The organism is Christiangramia oceanisediminis (assembly GCF_022570735.2).
GTDB lineage: Bacteria > Bacteroidota > Bacteroidia > Flavobacteriales > Flavobacteriaceae > Christiangramia > Christiangramia oceanisediminis.
Map to the genome: position 1 here is coordinate 1,122,268 of NZ_JANCNS010000002.1, position 15,875 is coordinate 1,138,142.

Here is a 15,875-nt window from a genome sequence, read left to right on the forward strand (position 1 = left end):
ATAATTAATGTGCTATAGTTCCTTAGCGTATTTCACTTTTTCATTCAAAATGGCTATATCGATCACGTCGCTCATTTCCTTCACATAATGGAAGGTAAGGCCTTTAAGGTATTCATCTTTGATCTCTTCGATATCCCTTTTATTGTCTTCACAAAGAATGATCTCCTTGATACGGGCTCTTTTGGCGGCAAGTATCTTTTCCTTGATCCCGCCCACTGGAAGTACCTTTCCTCTAAGGGTGATCTCACCGGTCATCGCAATGCTCTTCTTCACCTTCTTCTGGGTAAAAAGTGATACCAGCGAAGTAAGCATGGTGATTCCAGCACTTGGACCATCCTTGGGAGTGGCACCTTCGGGCACGTGGATATGTACATTATATTGATCAAAAATAGAAGGTATAATGCCAAGTCTTTCGGCATTTGCCTTGATATATTCCATTGCAATGGTTGCAGATTCCTTCATAACCTTTCCAAGGTTACCTGTAATGCTCAGATTGCCTTTTCCTTTCGATAGGATGGATTCGATAAACAGGATGTCTCCTCCAACACTGGTCCAGGCCAGTCCCGTAACGACTCCGGCAACCTCATTATTCTCATATTTATCCCGCTCCATTTTAGGGCTACCAAGGATCTCGATGATATCTTCATTGGAGATCTTAATATTGTATTCTTCTTCCATCGCGATATTTTTGGCAGCGTATCTCACAACCTTCGCGATTTGTTTTTCAAGACCACGAACACCCGATTCGCGAGTATAGCCTTCCACGATCTTTTCAAGCTGTTTTTTACCGATTTTAAGGTGCTCAGAATTAAGGCCGTGCTCTTCCAATTGTTTTGGAAGCAGATGTCTTTTTGCGATCTGAACCTTTTCTTCTATCGTATATCCCGTGACATTGATCACTTCCATACGATCCCTTAATGCCGGTTGTATAGTGCTTAGGGAATTACAGGTAGCGATAAACATGACCTTGGAAAGATCGAATCCCATTTCCAGGAAATTATCATGGAATTCGCTATTCTGTTCCGGGTCCAGTACTTCCAGTAATGCTGAAGACGGATCCCCGGCATTACCAATACTCAATTTATCGATCTCATCCAGTACAAAAACAGGGTTGCTGGTTCCAGCCTTCTTAAGACTTTGAATGATCCTACCCGGCATCGCGCCTATATAGGTCTTTCTATGCCCCCTAATCTCTGCTTCATCACGTAGTCCGCCAAGTGAGATCCTAACATATTCTCTTCCCAGAGCCTCAGCTATAGATCGCCCCAAAGAAGTCTTACCAACTCCCGGAGGACCGTACAGGCAAAGGATTGGGGATTTCATATCATTTCTCAACTTAAGCACAGCCAGGTATTCGATGATCCTGCGTTTCACATCATCGAGCCCGTAATGATCCCGATCCAGGATTCGTTTAGCTCTTTTTAGGTCGAATTTATCCTTGCTGAATTCATTCCATGGAAGATCCAGGAACAGGTCCAGGTAATTTCTTTGGATAGAATACTCGGCTACCTGCGGATTCATTCGCTGCATTTTGGATAGTTCCTTCTCAAAATGATTTTGGATATCCTCATCCCATTTTTTGGATTTTGCACGCTCCCTCAACTCTTCAATCTCACCTTCATGCGAAACCCCGCCAAGCTCTTCCTGAATGGTCTTCATTTGCTGGTGAAGAAAATATTCACGCTGCTGCTGACTCATATCACTCTGTACCTTGCTCTGGATATCATTTTTTAACTCCAGTTTCTGGTTCTCGGTATTCATATGCTTCAGGGTAGCAAGTGCGCGTTCTTTAAGATCGTTCATCTCGAGCAATTTCTGCTTCTCTTCCACGCTCAGGCTCATATTGGAAGAGACAAAATTGATCAGGAAAGAATTACTTTCAATATTCTTGATCGCAAAGGAGGCTTCAGAAGGGATATTTGGGCTGCCCTTAATGATCTGTAGGGCGAGATCCTTGATAGACTCGATGATAGCGCTAAATTCTGCATTGCCTTTTTCGGGCCTGTTCTCAGGAATTTCGGCCACAGTAGCGTTCATATAAGGCTCTTCAGTCACCACCTGTGTGATCTGGAACCTCTTTTTACCCTGGATGATCACTGTTGTGTTTCCATCGGGCATCTTTAACACCCTTAAGATCCGCGCTACCACTCCAACTTTGTTGATATCCTTTGCTGAAGGGTTTTCAACCTCTTCATCCTTTTGAGAAACAACCCCAATGATCTTACTGCCGTTATTCGCTTCGTTGATAAGTTTGATCGACGCATCGCGCCCGGCAGTGATAGGGATCACCACACCAGGGAACAGTACCGTATTCCTTAAAGGAAGTATTGGCAAGGTCTCAGGTAGATTTTCCTTATTTATTTCCTCTTCATCTTCAGGAGTCATCAAAGGAATTAATTCAGCATCCTCATCGATTCCCTGCAATGACAAACTGTCAATATTCATAAATTTCGTTTTCGCCATAGTTATATTGTAAGTCAAACTGTCATCAAAACCAAACTTTCCAGATTTTGACAAGTTGTTTGAAAAGCCTGATTAATAAGGGCTTCTTTATTATTTTAGATTTTCTATTTCAAATACTCAATTCTTATGCCATGCTTTTTTAAATTATTTTTTCAAAAGTGTAACAAAGTGAATTCTGCTTCATCTTTATTACAGAAACCAAGTTTTAATTGACACCAACCATCACACATATTAAAGACCTGGTAGAACGTTGCCGTCATGGCGAACAGCGAGCTCAAATGGAAATCTATGACCGCTATTATAAGGCGATGTATAACACTGCCTTTAGAATAACCGGTCATTCGGCAGAAGCTGAAGATGCGATGCAGGAGGCTTTTTTAAGCGCCTTTACAAAGATCGACAGTTTCAACGAAACTTCCACCTTTGGCGCCTGGTTAAAAAGGATCGTGGTAAACGAAAGTCTTACCGCATACCGAAAGATGGCCAGGATGAGCGAGGTAAGCTATAACGATGAGCTTAAGCACGAAGCCGATCATGACGGGGTAGTTCTGGACGAGAATGATGAGAATTCAGCCAAAGTGAAAAAGATCCTGAACGGAATCAAATCGCTTAAAGAAAATTATCGACTCGGCCTTACCCTGCACCTTATTGAAGGTTACGACTACGAGGAAATTTGTGAAATAATGAATATTTCTTATGCGAACTGCCGCACTATGATATCGAGGGCGAAAGAAAGTTTAAGAAAAAAACTGGAGCATCATGAAAAATAATGACTTTGATACACTTTTTGAAGGCCTGGATTTTGACATCCAGGAACCGCACTCTGGCCACAGGGAGCGATTCTTCAAAAAACTGGAGAACCAGAAAGAACAGCCAGGAGAAAAAGGCAGGGTGCGGAAGTTATGGATGCCTATAATGGGAATTGCCGCGAGCTTTCTTATCGCCTTCCTTATTCTGGGTGAAGTATTCGGAACTTCCCTGAACGCTAAAACAGCCGACCTGGCCAGTATCTCTCCGGAAATGAAACAAACCCAGGAATTTTACACCGGTTTGATCAGGAAGGAGCTAAATGCCATAGAGGCCGAAAAATCTCCCGAAACCGAAGCTATTATCAATGATGCACTGGTGCAGATGGAGAAACTGGAGACCGAATATGAAAGCCTTAAGGAAGACCTTGCCAAAAGTGGAAAGGACAACCGGGTTATTCATGCGATGATCCAGAATTTCCAGCAACGCATCGACTTATTAAACAACGTTCTTACTCAAATCGACAATATCAAAACACTAAAGACTCAAAATCATGAAAGCAATATTATCTAGTATCATCCTCTTAGCAGCGCTGGCTCCCAGCCTGCCCCACTTCAACAGCCTTCCAGAAAAACCAGGCCTGGTTGAAGTATCAGAACTGGATGGAAAGCACACCAGGGAGAAAAAACTGAAAAAGGAATTCCAGGTTAGTGCGAATTCCAACCTCAACATTAATAACAGCTATGGAAACGTAGATATTACCACCTGGGACCAGAACAGGGTCGTCATCGAGGTGATCATAAAGACCAATGGTGACGATGAGGAAAAAGTAGAAGAAAAACTGGAAGAGATCAATGTGGAATTCAACCAGTCTTCCTCTGGCGTGAGCGCAAAAACAAGATTTTCCAAGGAAAAGAAATCCTGGTGGAAAGAGATCTTCAGCGGTTTCGATAATGTGAATATGGAGGTTAATTATATCGTTCGTGCTCCCGTTGGTAATAACCTGGATATCAGCAACGATTACGGGGGCATTTACCTTGACCAGACCACCGGGAACACCAGGATCAGTTGTGATTATGGAAAGATCGATATCGATGAATTACGGGGTCGATCAAATTACCTGAATTTCGATTATACCCGAAACAGCCGGGTTGATTATGTGACCAATGCCGAGATCAACGCAGACTATTCAGATTATGTGATCGAAGAGGCCGAAAACCTGATCGTAAATGCTGATTATACCAATTCGAAGATCATGAAGGTGTCCAAACTTGAGTTTAATTGTGACTATGGTAGTGTGGAGATCGATAAAGTGAAAGAACTGGTAGGAGTTGGTGATTACCTAACTACAAAGATAAACAGGCTGTTCACCTCGGCTGACCTCACGCTGGATTATGGCTCCCTTTCCATTGAAAAAGTGATCAAAGGCACCCGGAAAGTAAACATAAATACAGACTATGCCGGTGTAAAAATTGGTTACGACAATGAAATGAACTTCAGGTTTGATGTCAAAACATCTTATGGAAGTGTGAAGGGAACCGATGGAATGAACATCGAAAGCAATAACCAGGGGAATACGAGCAGGAACGTTTCAGGCACCTATGGTTCCGGTGGAAACGCGGCATCATTCAGTATCAATACCAGCTACGGAAGCGTACAATTTTCAAAACAATAATCATCAATCTTAAAACTCAAAAAATGAAAAGATCAATTTTAATCCTGGCAGCCCTTTTAATCACCACAACCAGCGTAAACGCCCAATGGTGGGGTTCAGAAAAAGTAAAAGGTAACGGCAAGATGGTTACCGAATCCCGCAGTACCGATTCTTATGACGAAGTTAAACTGGTTGGCTCCTTTAATGTAGAACTGGTTTCCGGAAAAGAAGGTAATCTTAAAGTAGAAGCCGAAAGCAATCTGCAGGAATATATCATCACCGAAGTGAATAACGGCGTTCTGAAGATCACTACCGATAAGGACGTAAACCTGAATCCAACTAAAGAGGTTAAGATCACCGTTCCCTTTGAGAGTCTTTCAAAACTTTCGGTTACCGGCTCTGGAGATATGTGGAACCGGGACCTATTAAAAGGCTCTAACCTGAAGGTTGAAGTCACAGGTTCTGGTGATATGGTACTTAACCTGGATGTACAGGATTTAGAGGGTGTTGTTACTGGTTCGGGAGACATCGAACTGCAAGGCAGAAGCCAGAATTTTGAATGTAAGGTTACAGGTAGCGGCGACTTTAAGGCCTATGAGCTGGAAGCTGAAAATGTAAAGGCAAGCGTGGCCGGCTCTGGAGATATCAGGGTAAATGCGAAAAGCTCGCTGAAGGCTTCAGTAGCAGGATCGGGAGACATCAATTATAAAGGAAATCCTGAAAAACAGGATTTTCAAACCTACGGTTCCGGAAGAGTTTCGTCCAACTAGGAAAATTCAATTTTAAAAACCGAACCACGCCAAAAGCGTGGTTTTTTATTTTGCCTTGATCACCCTGGGAACCCTTAATAGAAGGATCACTCCAACTATAAAGAAGATCACCAGAAAGAGAATTGAATTACGAATGCTTCCGGTTATTTGGGCTACCAGCCCGTATAAGAACATTCCTATTACAATTCCAATTTTTTCCGATACATCGTAAAAGCTAAAATAACTGGCAGTGTCCAGGGTGTCCGGAGGAAGCATTTTAGAATAGGTAGACCGCGATAATGACTGAATTCCTCCCATCACCAGTCCAACCGAAGCAGCTGCAAAATAGAACTGGAAAGGGGTGGTGATAAAATAAGCGTAACCACAAATGGCGATCCAGATAAGGTTAATGAAGATCAGGATCTTGATATTTCCATATATGATAGCCAGTCTCGAGGTTAATGTAGCACCAACTATCGCCACCAGCTGAATGAGAAGAATACTCACTATGAGCCCAAAAGTTGAATCCTGCTGCCCCCAGTCCAGTTCTTCGATCCCGAAATAGGTGGCCACCAGCATAATGGTTTGTACCGCCATACTGTAAACAAAAAAGGCCGCCAGATATCTTTTTAAGGTTAAGTTATCTTTTAGAGCCTTCCATATCCCTTTTAATTCCCGAAAACCATTAAAAAGAACATTTCTTGTTAAGCCAGACTTTTTATTACCCTTTGGTAAATAATAATAGGTGTACTGGCTGAATCCAATCCACCAGACCCCGGTTAACACAAAAGAAATCCGAGTGGGAAGCCCCTCATTCTCAAAACCAAATAAATCATGGTAAAGTATCATGATGAGACAAATCACCAACAGGATCACACTGCCAATATATCCCAGTGAAAAACCTTTGGCACTGGCCTTATCCTGTTGATCTGGATATGCAATATCCGGCAGGTACGAATTGTAAAAAACCAGGCTGGCCCAGAAGCCCACCAGGGCCAGGAAGTAACATAACAGACCAAACCAAAGCGTTTCCAGGTTGAACCAGAATAATCCGATACAGGACACCGCACCCAGGTAACAGAAAAACTTAAGAAAATTCTTTTTATTACCCACATAGTCGGCAATCCCGGAAAGAAAGGGACTCAATACACTCACCATCAGGAATGCCAGCGCCGTCACATAACTAATCAAGGCATCATTATTAAAATCAAAACCTAAATACCTGACGGTATCATCGAGTACAGCTCCATTATCATCTTTCACTATGGTAAGGGCACCATAAAAAATAGGAAAGATAGCAGAACTGATCACCAGGCTATAAACAGAATTGGCCCAGTCGTAAAAAGCCCAGGCCCTTATAAGCTTCTTACTTCCTTTTGGCAATTTTTTCATGCCCTAAAAATAGAAAAAGCCACTGAATACAGTGGCTTTCCCATTTTATATTTTGATTAATTCACTATCTGAAACTGGTCACTCCATATTTCTGAGCTTCGGCCTTGGCTTCTGGTGCCCATTTTTGAAGATTATTGATCCTGGTCTGATTAGAAGGGTGAGTGCTAAGAAATTCTGGAGGTGCCTGTCCGCCACTATTCTGTTGCATTCTCTTCCAAAGCTCAGCAGCTTCATCTGGATCATATCCGGCTATTGCCATCATGGTAAGACCTATACGATCGGCTTCTGCCTCATGGCTTCGGCTGAAAGGCAGCATACCTCCCACCGTTGTACCAATCCCGTATGCCTGCGCGATGATCTGCTGTGTACTTTCACTTCTTCCGCTGGCGGCAACTCCAACCACAGCACCACCTACCTGTTGTAACTGGGCTGCACTCATTCGCTGTGCACCATGATCGGCAAGGGCGTGGGCGATCTCGTGAGCCATTACCGTAGCTAAACCGCTTCTGTTTTGTGTAATATCCAGCATCCCTGTAAATACGACCACCTTACCTCCAGGCATTGCAAAGGCATTGGCCTGGTCATTACGAACCAGGTTGAATTCCCATTCAAAGTCTTTCATAAAACCCTGGTACCCGTTTGCATCAAGATATCTTTCTGCTGCGTTAACGACTTCGTTCCCTATTTGTTTGACGGCCCGGGACTCTTCAGTATTTCTCACCACGTCGGCTTCGGCCAAAAACTGGTTATATTGTTCAAATGAAGCGGGGAATAATTGTTCATTGCTTACAAAATTCAGATCTTTTTCACCTGTAAAAGGATTTGTCTTACAGGCAACCACTAGCATTAGAATTCCAAAGGCTAAAAATAAATTCTTAAGTTTCATATTTATTGGGTTTATGTGGTTAAAATTACAAAAGCTAAATACCCGCCCATTTGGGTTTAAGTAGGATTTAACAGTTAAGATTTACCCAAAAACGGTACCAATCTTGATTTTATCTGGTTTTATAGACCCTAAGAATCGTTCAGAATTTCTAATTTTGCCGCGCTCAAAATCGCCAGAATTCTTAAAAAATGACTAAAGAATCCAAGGATAAATTACCGGTGCAACAATTATTGGTGCCTGATTATATATTGAAAATCTCCAGTTTTCTTTCCAGTATATCTCCCTTCCTGGCAAGCAGGTTCGCAGCGCGATTATTCCTATCCCCTTTCAAGTATAGGCTGCCAGAAAGAGACCGGGAAATGTTCGAAGAGTCTACTATCCAGCGTGAAATGGTTAGTTCAATAAACCGGGAAATCGTAACGTATCAATATGGTGAAAGTCCTCGCCGGGTTTTACTCGTTCATGGTTGGAGTGGCCGAGGCACCCAATTGTCTAAAATTGCTGAAGACCTAAAAGAAAAGGGGTTTTCAACCCTTAGTTTTGATGCTCCCGCTCATGGGGAAGCCCCTGGAAAGATTAGCATGATGCCATTCTTTATTCACAGCATTCATTATTTGAATGAAAAGTACGGGCCTTTCGAAGCTGTAATTGGTCATTCCCTGGGCGGCATGTCCTCATTAAGAGCCATAAAGGATGGTTTGAACACCAAAAGCCTTGTTATTATAGGTACTGCTAACAATGTCACTGAAATTACCAGGAATTTTGCCGAGAATATGAAAATGAATACCGAGGTCGCCAAAAGGATGAAAGCCTATCTGGATGATAAATTTGGACAGGATATGGATGAATATTCCGGAGCCGTATCAGCCCGTGATGTAAATGTGCCTACCCTGGTGATCCACGATGAGCTGGATGTTGATGTGAATGTAAAGGATGCTTACGAAATACATGAAGCCTTACCAAACAGCGAAATTATGATCACGAATGACCTTGGACACAGGAGAATACTGGGAAATAAAGAAGTAATTAACAAAATATCAACTTTTATCACGGCACAATCTTTGTAATTTTAGAGAAAAGATTGATATGAACCGATTGTTTTTACTTGTATTTCTAAGCTTCTCGCTGATCTCCTGCAATGGAAATGCACAAAAGTCTGAAAAGAAAAATTCTGAAAATTACGAGGTAAGTAAAACCGAGGAAGAATGGAAAGAGATCCTGACGCCTCAGGAATATGCCGTGCTACGGGAAGCAGGAACCGAAAGACCTTTTTCTAGTGAGCTCAATGATATTAAGGAACCCGGAACCTTTGTTTGCGCAGCCTGCGGAAATGAACTCTACAGGACAAAACATAAATTCATGAGTGGTACTGGGTGGCCAAGTTTTGACAGGGCTATTGAAGGCGGAGTAGCCTATGGTAGCGATACCAAGCTGGGCTATCAACGCGACGAGGTTCACTGCGCCCGCTGCGGAGGACATTTAGGTCATGTTTTTAACGATGGACCCCAGGAAACAACCGGAAAAAGACATTGTATCAATGGTATTGCCATGGATTTTGAACCCGAAGAAGAAAAATGATCATGAAAAAATATAAGGTAGAAAAATCTCCGGAAGAATGGAAAAAGGAGCTGAGTCCGGAGCAGTATCGAATTCTCAGGGAGAAAGGCACTGAAGCTCCGCATACCGGAAAATACAACCTTCATTTTGAAGAAGGAGTTTATAAATGTGCTGCATGTGGCGAACAATTGTTCGAGAGCGACTCGAAATTTGAAAGCGGTTGCGGATGGCCGAGTTTTGATGAGGGCATCGAGGGAAAAATAGAATATGTGCAGGACAGAACTTTTGGAATGATTCGCACAGAAATTCTTTGTTCCAACTGCGGAAGCCATCTTGGCCACGTTTTTGATGATGGTCCTACAGATACCGGTCAGCGTTACTGTGTGAATTCGGCCAGTATCAACTTTAATAAATAACTTAAATCAACGATTATGAAAAAATTATTATCACTTTTTGCAGTTTTTAGTCTGTTTCTGGTAGCCTGTGAGGGAGACCAGGGACCTCCCGGACCTCCAGGACAGGATGGAGTTAATGTTGTAGGACAAACCTTTGAGATCACTTTTGATTTTGATGAAAATTATTCTGAATTCGTATCTATCCCTGAATCTGTGGAAGTCCTCGATTCCGACGTGATACTTGTATACCTGCTGGAAGATGTGGTAGATGGTAGTGATGTATGGAGCCTTTTGCCTCAGACTTTTTACTTAGAGGATGGAGAAGTTCAATACAATTATAACCATACTAGTTTTGATGTAAATATTTATCTACATGGTACAGTAGATCTCAATAGTTTAGGATCTGCCTTTACAGATAATCAAACTTTTAGAATGGTAGTTGTTCCTTCAGATTTCGCATTGGATTCCAATATCGATGTGAATAGCTATCAGGCGGTTAAGGCTGCACTTAATCTTGACGAAAAAAAGATCGTTAAGGCGCAACTGAATAAATAATGTTTAATTATTGATAGTATAATTAGCCTGTCCAATCCGGACGGGCTTTTTTTTGAGATTTTATCTCTTGGTGCCGGCTTTCAGTTTAAGCTTAAAATGTTTAAATTCGCAACTTCTGTAACCGATTCAAAATATACCGAATATGAGTAAATATGATATTATAGTTTTAGGGAGTGGACCCGGAGGATATGTTACTGCTATCAGGGCTTCACAACTTGGTTTTAAAACCGCTATTGTTGAAAAGGAAAGCCTGGGAGGCGTTTGTTTGAACTGGGGTTGTATCCCAACCAAAGCGCTTCTTAAAAGTGCAGAGGTGTTCGACTACCTGAAACATGCTGAAGATTATGGACTTAAACTCGAAAAGGCCGACAAGGATTTTGGAGCGGTTGTAAAAAGAAGCCGGGATGTTGCCCAGGGAATGAGCAAAGGAGTGCAGTTCCTTATGAAAAAGAACAAGATCGATGTGATCGAAGGCTTTGGAAAACTCAAAAAAGGAAAAAAGATTGAAGTTACCGATAAAGACGACAAGAAAAAGGAATATTCGGCAGACCATATTATAGTGGCTACTGGAGCGAGATCACGTGAACTTCCAAACCTGAAACAGGATGGAAAAACTGTTATTGGTTATCGCGAGGCAATGAATTTGGACAAGCAACCAAAGAAAATGATCGTGGTTGGTTCAGGCGCCATTGGCGTTGAGTTCGCTCATTTTTACAACGCTATGGGAACCGAAGTGACCGTAGTTGAATTCCTTCCGAACGTAGTGCCATTGGAGGATGAAGAAGTTTCCAAGCAATTCGAAAGAAGTATCAAAAAAGCTGGTATTAAAGTGATGACCAATTCTTCAGTGGAAAGCGTGGAGAAGAAAGATGGTAAAGTAATCGCGAAGGTAAAAACCAAAAAAGGTGAAGAAAAACTGGAGGCAGACATCGTACTTTCTGCAGTAGGCATCAAAACGAATATTGAAAATATCGGGCTGGAAGATCTTGGCATTAAAACCGAAAAAGATAAGATCGTTGTTGACGAGTTCTACAAGACCAATGCAGACGGTGTTTACGCGATTGGAGATGTGGTTCATGGGCCAGCTCTTGCACACGTTGCTTCAGCCGAAGGTATTATTTGCGTGGAAAAGATCAAAGGTATGGACGTACAACCACTGGACTATGGAAATATCCCAGGATGTACTTATGCCACTCCAGAGATCGCTTCAGTTGGAATGACCGAAAAACAGGCGAAAGAAGCCGGATACGATATCAAGGTTGGTAAATTCCCGTTCTCTGCTTCAGGTAAAGCGAAAGCTGCCGGAAAATCTGAAGGATTCGTGAAAGTGATCTTTGATGCTAAATATGGTGAATGGTTAGGCTGCCACATGATTGGTGCCGGCGTGACAGACATGATAGCAGAAGCTGTTCTGGGTAGAAAACTGGAAACAACAGGACATGAAGTGCTAAAAGCGGTTCACCCTCATCCAACCATGAGTGAAGCTGTGATGGAAGCTGTTGCTGCCGCTTACGACGAGGTGATACACATCTAAATAGACGTTAGACGTTAGACGTTAGACGTTAGACGTTAGACGTTAGACGTTAGACGTTAGACGTTAGACGTTAGACGTTAGAAATATAAAAAATCCTGCATTCGAATGACTGCAGGATTTTTCTATTAGAAAATTTTCAAGCTATTGCCTTACCGATTCGATCAGCTCCATTTCGCCCAGTATGGAAGCCCTGATCTCACTTAGAAGATAATGCTCGAGCTGGTAGAACTGTGCGGCAGGAACAGAGCCCGCCTCATTTTTTATCTTTTTATAATACTTATTGATGAGCTTATCGGTTTTTGTGGAAAGGTCCATAGATTCCCTGATGAGCTGGTCTACATTTTCATTGCTCATATTATCATAATTGTTAGCATATTTTTCCAATAGCGAAATTCGTTCTTTTCCCAGGTCTTTTCTCTCCACTTCATATTCGTCATAAAGTTTCCAAAAGCCATCTGAATTTGAACTTAAAGTCATCATCTCTTTCACCGCTGCCCGTTTTTCCATACCAAAAATGGACTGAATATACTCCACTTCTTCAGGTGAAACCTGTGCAATTGTGCTAAGATTGAATAGCAGGACCAGGCCGAATACCAGTAATTTCTTCATGATCTTTTTTCAGTTGATTAAACGATTCAATTTATTAATAATCAACAAGATACCTTCTAAAGAAATAACTAAAATTTAGGTTTTAATACTGAATTTTAAGTATTTATGCTGAAGTCAGGTCACAAAAGCAGAATTCGGTGTCCCAGGATTGCTGGTCTTTATCCTGGAAGCAGTCATCCTCATCTTTTGATGAAGCGTAAGACCGTTTTACCTTCTCACCTATTTTGAATTTTACAGGTTTACTGAAGATAGGACCGTCAAAAACAAAGGTATGGAATTCGCCATTTTCGCCACATGGATCTACATTTTCAGGCAGATCCGTGATAAATTTAGTATCGATCATCCTTCCGCAGAATGAATCATCCAGGTATTTAGAATTGGTGCAAACCACCACCGCTTTAAAGCCCAGCTCAACGAAATGGGTAATAAGTGCTTTAGTGTCTTTTTTCCACAAGGGAAATACGGCTTTAAGGCCTGCCAATTGCAATTGCTCTTCCCTGTAGCTTTTCAGGTCTTCCAGAAAAATATCGCCGAAAATGCTATGCGTAAAGCCCTGTTCTTTTAACACATCGGTAGCCTGTTTCATCTTCTGGTTATAATCCTCCATGCTGGTTTCAGCGTTCAATTCAGCGAGTTGAAGTGGTATACCCAGGTTTTCCGCCTGCTGAAGTAAAAGTTCCTTTCGTACCCCGTGCATCGTGATTCTACCAACATCCTCATTGAGTGTAGTAAGCAATTTTTCAATTCGGAAATTGCCCTGTTGTTGGATATAATAAAGGCTGAGGGCAGAATCCTTCCCACTACTCCAGTTTAAATAAGCTTTATTCATCAGCATCGTTTAAAAAGCTATGAATAGCGAGTTCGTAGCTCTGGAGACCAAATCCTACGATCACCCCTTTTGCATTGGGAGAAATATAGGATCTATGGCGAAACTCTTCCCTTGAAAAAGTATTTGATATGTGAACTTCCACCACCGGAATATCTATGGCTGCCACGGCATCCCCAATTCCTACAGAAGTGTGGGTATAAGCAGCGGCATTAAGAATGATGCCATCATAAATTTGCCTTGCCTGCTGAATTTTATCGATAAGCTCTCCTTCTATATTGGTCTGGTCGTAGGACAGTTCAATCTTTCTGAATTTAAATTGCAGCTCTGAAAAGTAATCTTCAAAAGTTTTAGTACCATACTTCTCAGGCTCACGTGTCCCGAGCAGGTTTAGGTTAGGTCCGTTCAATAATAATAGCTTCATGCCCTAAATTTAGAAAATTCAGGTATAAAGCGTGAATTTAAATCTGGAAACCTTAGAATTTGGTCTTAAAACCAAGGCTTAAAGGTTGAACAGGTGTGAATTGCACAGGTTGAAATGCTTCTGTGTTAATCGAATTATACAAACTATGAAATAGCCTTCCTTCTATTTGGGTATTCTCGTTTAGATCATATCCCAGTCCGGCATTGAGACCAAAATTAGTTACCCTCGCAGTTTCCGGGGTATCATAACGCACATACTGCATCCCTGTGAAAATGTATAGATTGGAACTAAACGGATAGTATTTCAGGTTAAAACCGGTTCCATAGGCATTTATGAACGGGGAATCCAGTGAGAATTGTTCTGGCCTGAAAAAAAGGCCCGGTAATAGAGATTCAAGGCTATAATTTCGTCTATTGAAAATGCTTCTATTCTCCCTGGACTCTGATCCATTCTGAAACTGCTGGTTTTTCGCGGAATTCTCAGGCTCATATTTCTGAAGACTGTTGCCCTGAATATCCTGGGAATAACCAGTAAAGCTCAGGAGGATAAATACAAGAAACAATAGAACTTTCATAAGCAGGAAATTATATGCTCATTTAAATTACAAATTATCCGGAAATGGCTTTTTGGCTTTATATATTCTTTAACGGTTAGCTATAAAAAAACTGACCGTAGACCGCCTTGTTCTTTTAAAACCTGAATTTAATTCCCAACCTGAAATTATTGAAGTTCCCTTCATAGTCATCTTCAACGATTCCTCCTTTATACCTATTATTAAGTTCCTGGCTGTATTTAGCGTAAATCGAATATCTTTTTGTGATATCAAACTCCAGTCCACCAGTTAGGCCCATTCCTAGACGGTTTCCCCAATCCCCACCTACTCTGAGCTTGGGGTCTAAATTAAATTCCGGGCCGGCCATTAAATGGAATCTCGAATCGAAAAGTTCATATTTTAGAAGTGTATTGAAGATATAATTATAATTAAAAGAGAATCGTGTAACAAGTAATTCTGAACTGATCCCAAAATTTTCAGAAATCCTGGAATCAAACGTTAGCCCAAGAAAAAAACCACCTCCTGAATAATAATAAAATTGGTCTCCGGGTTGACTGGCATAGTCTGTTCTAAGATACGTACGGTCTAAATGTCGTTCTCCATATCCCGCGGTAAAACCAAATTTTGAAGCTTTATCGTTCGATTCGGTTTCCTGGGCGTAAGACATAAGGGAGCTAATTGCGAGAATCGCAAATAATGCAAATTTTTTAAGCATGTTTAGATTGAATTAATAAGTTAGTACTGGTTTTTCTATAAATACGATAGAAATTGCAGGACGTTGCACTCATAACGTTTACGTTTAAAACAACAAGCCTTTCTATGTTTGCCTGGAAACCTCAAATTGATAATCTGTCTTTCTCACTTCCTGAAATAACTGGCCTTAGAGTGGTAACACGATAAATGAAAATTCAGAATAATGCATAAAAAAAGCGGGAAAAAAATTCCCGCTCCAAATTATTAAAGGTATTAATGACTAGAATCTAACCTCAATCCCCGCGTTAACAGAGCCCACACTGGCACCACCATCAGGTGAAATACCCTCGTAATTACCAACAATACTCAAAAGGCCAAGGTCAACTCCAACCTGTGGTCTGAAGTAAAATCCTCCGTCATTTCCCAGACCAACGGCATATCCAAGATCGGTGCCTACAAAGAGAATTGCCAGCAAATTCAATCTGGCTGATGCGGCTATGGGCAAATATTGCAGATCTCCATTATCGAACAAACCAAAATCGCTGCGAACGTCATCATCAAAATAATGCGAGTATCCAATAAGTCCTCCAACATCCAGAAGACCAATCACATTCACCCGGTAAGCGATATCGGCGCTACCATGAAAACTATAATCTTCGGTATCTGCAACGGGCACCCCGGCATACAAAGCTGCAGTAAGGTTCTTTTGCGCAGAAGCTGTTGTTAACCCCAATCCAATAATTGCAATCAATAGTACTAACTTTCTCATAATCAATAAGTTTAGTTTCACATAACTAAGATACTAAAAATCTAAACCTATCCCCTTTAAATAAAAAAT

General features: G+C 41.5%; 18 protein-coding genes. 9 read left to right on the top strand and 9 right to left on the bottom strand.

Annotated elements, in window-relative coordinates; genetic code table 11:
* Positions 1 to 12: 12 nt before the first annotated feature.
* Positions 13 to 2,463: an endopeptidase La gene (lon, locus tag MKO06_RS12530; protein ID WP_241551489.1), complete on the bottom strand. Its 2,451-nt coding sequence runs from the start codon at positions 2,461 to 2,463 to the stop codon at positions 13 to 15.
* A 209-nt stretch (positions 2,464 to 2,672) separates the two neighbouring features.
* Here lon and MKO06_RS12535 point away from each other — a divergent pair, with 209 nt between their 5' ends.
* From MKO06_RS12535 to MKO06_RS12550, 4 genes are read left to right on the top strand one after another with little or no spacing between them, the layout of a single operon-like run.
* Positions 2,673 to 3,233 (top strand): RNA polymerase sigma factor, encoded by a 561-nt coding sequence (locus MKO06_RS12535; RefSeq protein ID WP_241551490.1) that lies wholly within the window; start codon positions 2,673 to 2,675, stop codon positions 3,231 to 3,233.
* Positions 3,223 to 3,783, top strand: a complete 561-nt coding sequence (locus tag MKO06_RS12540; RefSeq protein WP_241551491.1) for a DUF4179 domain-containing protein — start codon at positions 3,223 to 3,225, stop codon at positions 3,781 to 3,783. Before MKO06_RS12535 ends, MKO06_RS12540 begins: the two co-directional genes overlap by 11 nt.
* Positions 3,764 to 4,885 (top strand): DUF4097 family beta strand repeat-containing protein, encoded by a 1,122-nt coding sequence (locus MKO06_RS12545; RefSeq protein ID WP_241551492.1) that lies wholly within the window; start codon positions 3,764 to 3,766, stop codon positions 4,883 to 4,885. The genes MKO06_RS12540 and MKO06_RS12545 overlap by 20 nt, the downstream gene beginning before the upstream one ends.
* A gap of 23 nt (positions 4,886 to 4,908) precedes the next feature.
* Positions 4,909 to 5,634, top strand: a complete 726-nt coding sequence (locus tag MKO06_RS12550) for a head GIN domain-containing protein (RefSeq protein ID WP_241551493.1) — start codon at positions 4,909 to 4,911, stop codon at positions 5,632 to 5,634.
* Between the two features lie 45 nt (positions 5,635 to 5,679).
* Here MKO06_RS12550 and MKO06_RS12555 read toward each other — a convergent pair whose 3' ends face one another.
* Together MKO06_RS12555 and MKO06_RS12560 are read right to left on the bottom strand one after the other, a co-directional pair.
* A complete protein-coding gene (locus MKO06_RS12555; RefSeq protein WP_241551494.1) occupies positions 5,680 to 7,005 on the bottom strand; it encodes an MFS transporter in 1,326 nt (441 codons plus the stop codon).
* A gap of 64 nt (positions 7,006 to 7,069) precedes the next feature.
* A complete protein-coding gene (locus MKO06_RS12560) occupies positions 7,070 to 7,891 on the bottom strand; it encodes a M48 family metallopeptidase (protein ID WP_241551495.1) in 822 nt (273 codons plus the stop codon).
* A gap of 188 nt (positions 7,892 to 8,079) precedes the next feature.
* Between MKO06_RS12560 and MKO06_RS12565 the strand changes: the two genes are divergently transcribed.
* From MKO06_RS12565 to lpdA, 5 genes are all read left to right on the top strand, one after another.
* Entirely contained in the window at positions 8,080 to 8,958 is an 879-nt protein-coding gene (locus MKO06_RS12565; protein WP_241551496.1) for an alpha/beta fold hydrolase, read from the top strand.
* A 19-nt stretch (positions 8,959 to 8,977) separates the two neighbouring features.
* The gene (msrB, locus tag MKO06_RS12570) at positions 8,978 to 9,469 is read left to right on the top strand and encodes a peptide-methionine (R)-S-oxide reductase MsrB (RefSeq protein WP_241551497.1); all 492 of its coding nucleotides are present in this window, start codon (positions 8,978 to 8,980) and stop codon (positions 9,467 to 9,469) included.
* Between the two features lie 2 nt (positions 9,470 to 9,471).
* Entirely contained in the window at positions 9,472 to 9,864 is a 393-nt protein-coding gene (msrB, locus tag MKO06_RS12575) for a peptide-methionine (R)-S-oxide reductase MsrB (protein ID WP_241551498.1), read from the top strand.
* A gap of 15 nt (positions 9,865 to 9,879) precedes the next feature.
* Positions 9,880 to 10,398, top strand: coding sequence for a collagen-like protein (locus tag MKO06_RS12580; RefSeq protein WP_241551499.1), 519 nt, complete (start codon positions 9,880 to 9,882; stop codon positions 10,396 to 10,398).
* A gap of 142 nt (positions 10,399 to 10,540) precedes the next feature.
* Positions 10,541 to 11,932, top strand: a complete 1,392-nt coding sequence (gene lpdA / locus MKO06_RS12585; protein ID WP_241551500.1) for a dihydrolipoyl dehydrogenase — start codon at positions 10,541 to 10,543, stop codon at positions 11,930 to 11,932.
* A gap of 141 nt (positions 11,933 to 12,073) precedes the next feature.
* Here lpdA and MKO06_RS12590 read toward each other — a convergent pair whose 3' ends face one another.
* From MKO06_RS12590 to MKO06_RS12615, 6 genes are all read right to left on the bottom strand, one after another.
* Positions 12,074 to 12,541, bottom strand: a complete 468-nt coding sequence (locus MKO06_RS12590) for a hypothetical protein (protein ID WP_241551501.1) — start codon at positions 12,539 to 12,541, stop codon at positions 12,074 to 12,076.
* A 103-nt stretch (positions 12,542 to 12,644) separates the two neighbouring features.
* A complete protein-coding gene (locus MKO06_RS12595; protein ID WP_241551502.1) occupies positions 12,645 to 13,370 on the bottom strand; it encodes a Dph6-related ATP pyrophosphatase in 726 nt (241 codons plus the stop codon).
* Entirely contained in the window at positions 13,363 to 13,791 is a 429-nt protein-coding gene (gene aroQ / locus MKO06_RS12600) for a type II 3-dehydroquinate dehydratase (protein ID WP_241551503.1), read from the bottom strand. The genes MKO06_RS12595 and aroQ overlap by 8 nt, the downstream gene beginning before the upstream one ends.
* Before the next feature lie 52 nt (positions 13,792 to 13,843).
* The gene (locus MKO06_RS12605; RefSeq protein WP_241551504.1) at positions 13,844 to 14,365 is read right to left on the bottom strand and encodes a hypothetical protein; all 522 of its coding nucleotides are present in this window, start codon (positions 14,363 to 14,365) and stop codon (positions 13,844 to 13,846) included.
* 115 nt (positions 14,366 to 14,480) lie between these two features.
* Positions 14,481 to 15,059: a porin family protein gene (locus MKO06_RS12610; protein ID WP_241551505.1), complete on the bottom strand. Its 579-nt coding sequence runs from the start codon at positions 15,057 to 15,059 to the stop codon at positions 14,481 to 14,483.
* Positions 15,060 to 15,317: 258 nt separating this feature from the next.
* Positions 15,318 to 15,806: a hypothetical protein gene (locus MKO06_RS12615; RefSeq protein ID WP_241551506.1), complete on the bottom strand. Its 489-nt coding sequence runs from the start codon at positions 15,804 to 15,806 to the stop codon at positions 15,318 to 15,320.
* Between the last annotated feature and the right edge of the window lie 69 nt (positions 15,807 to 15,875).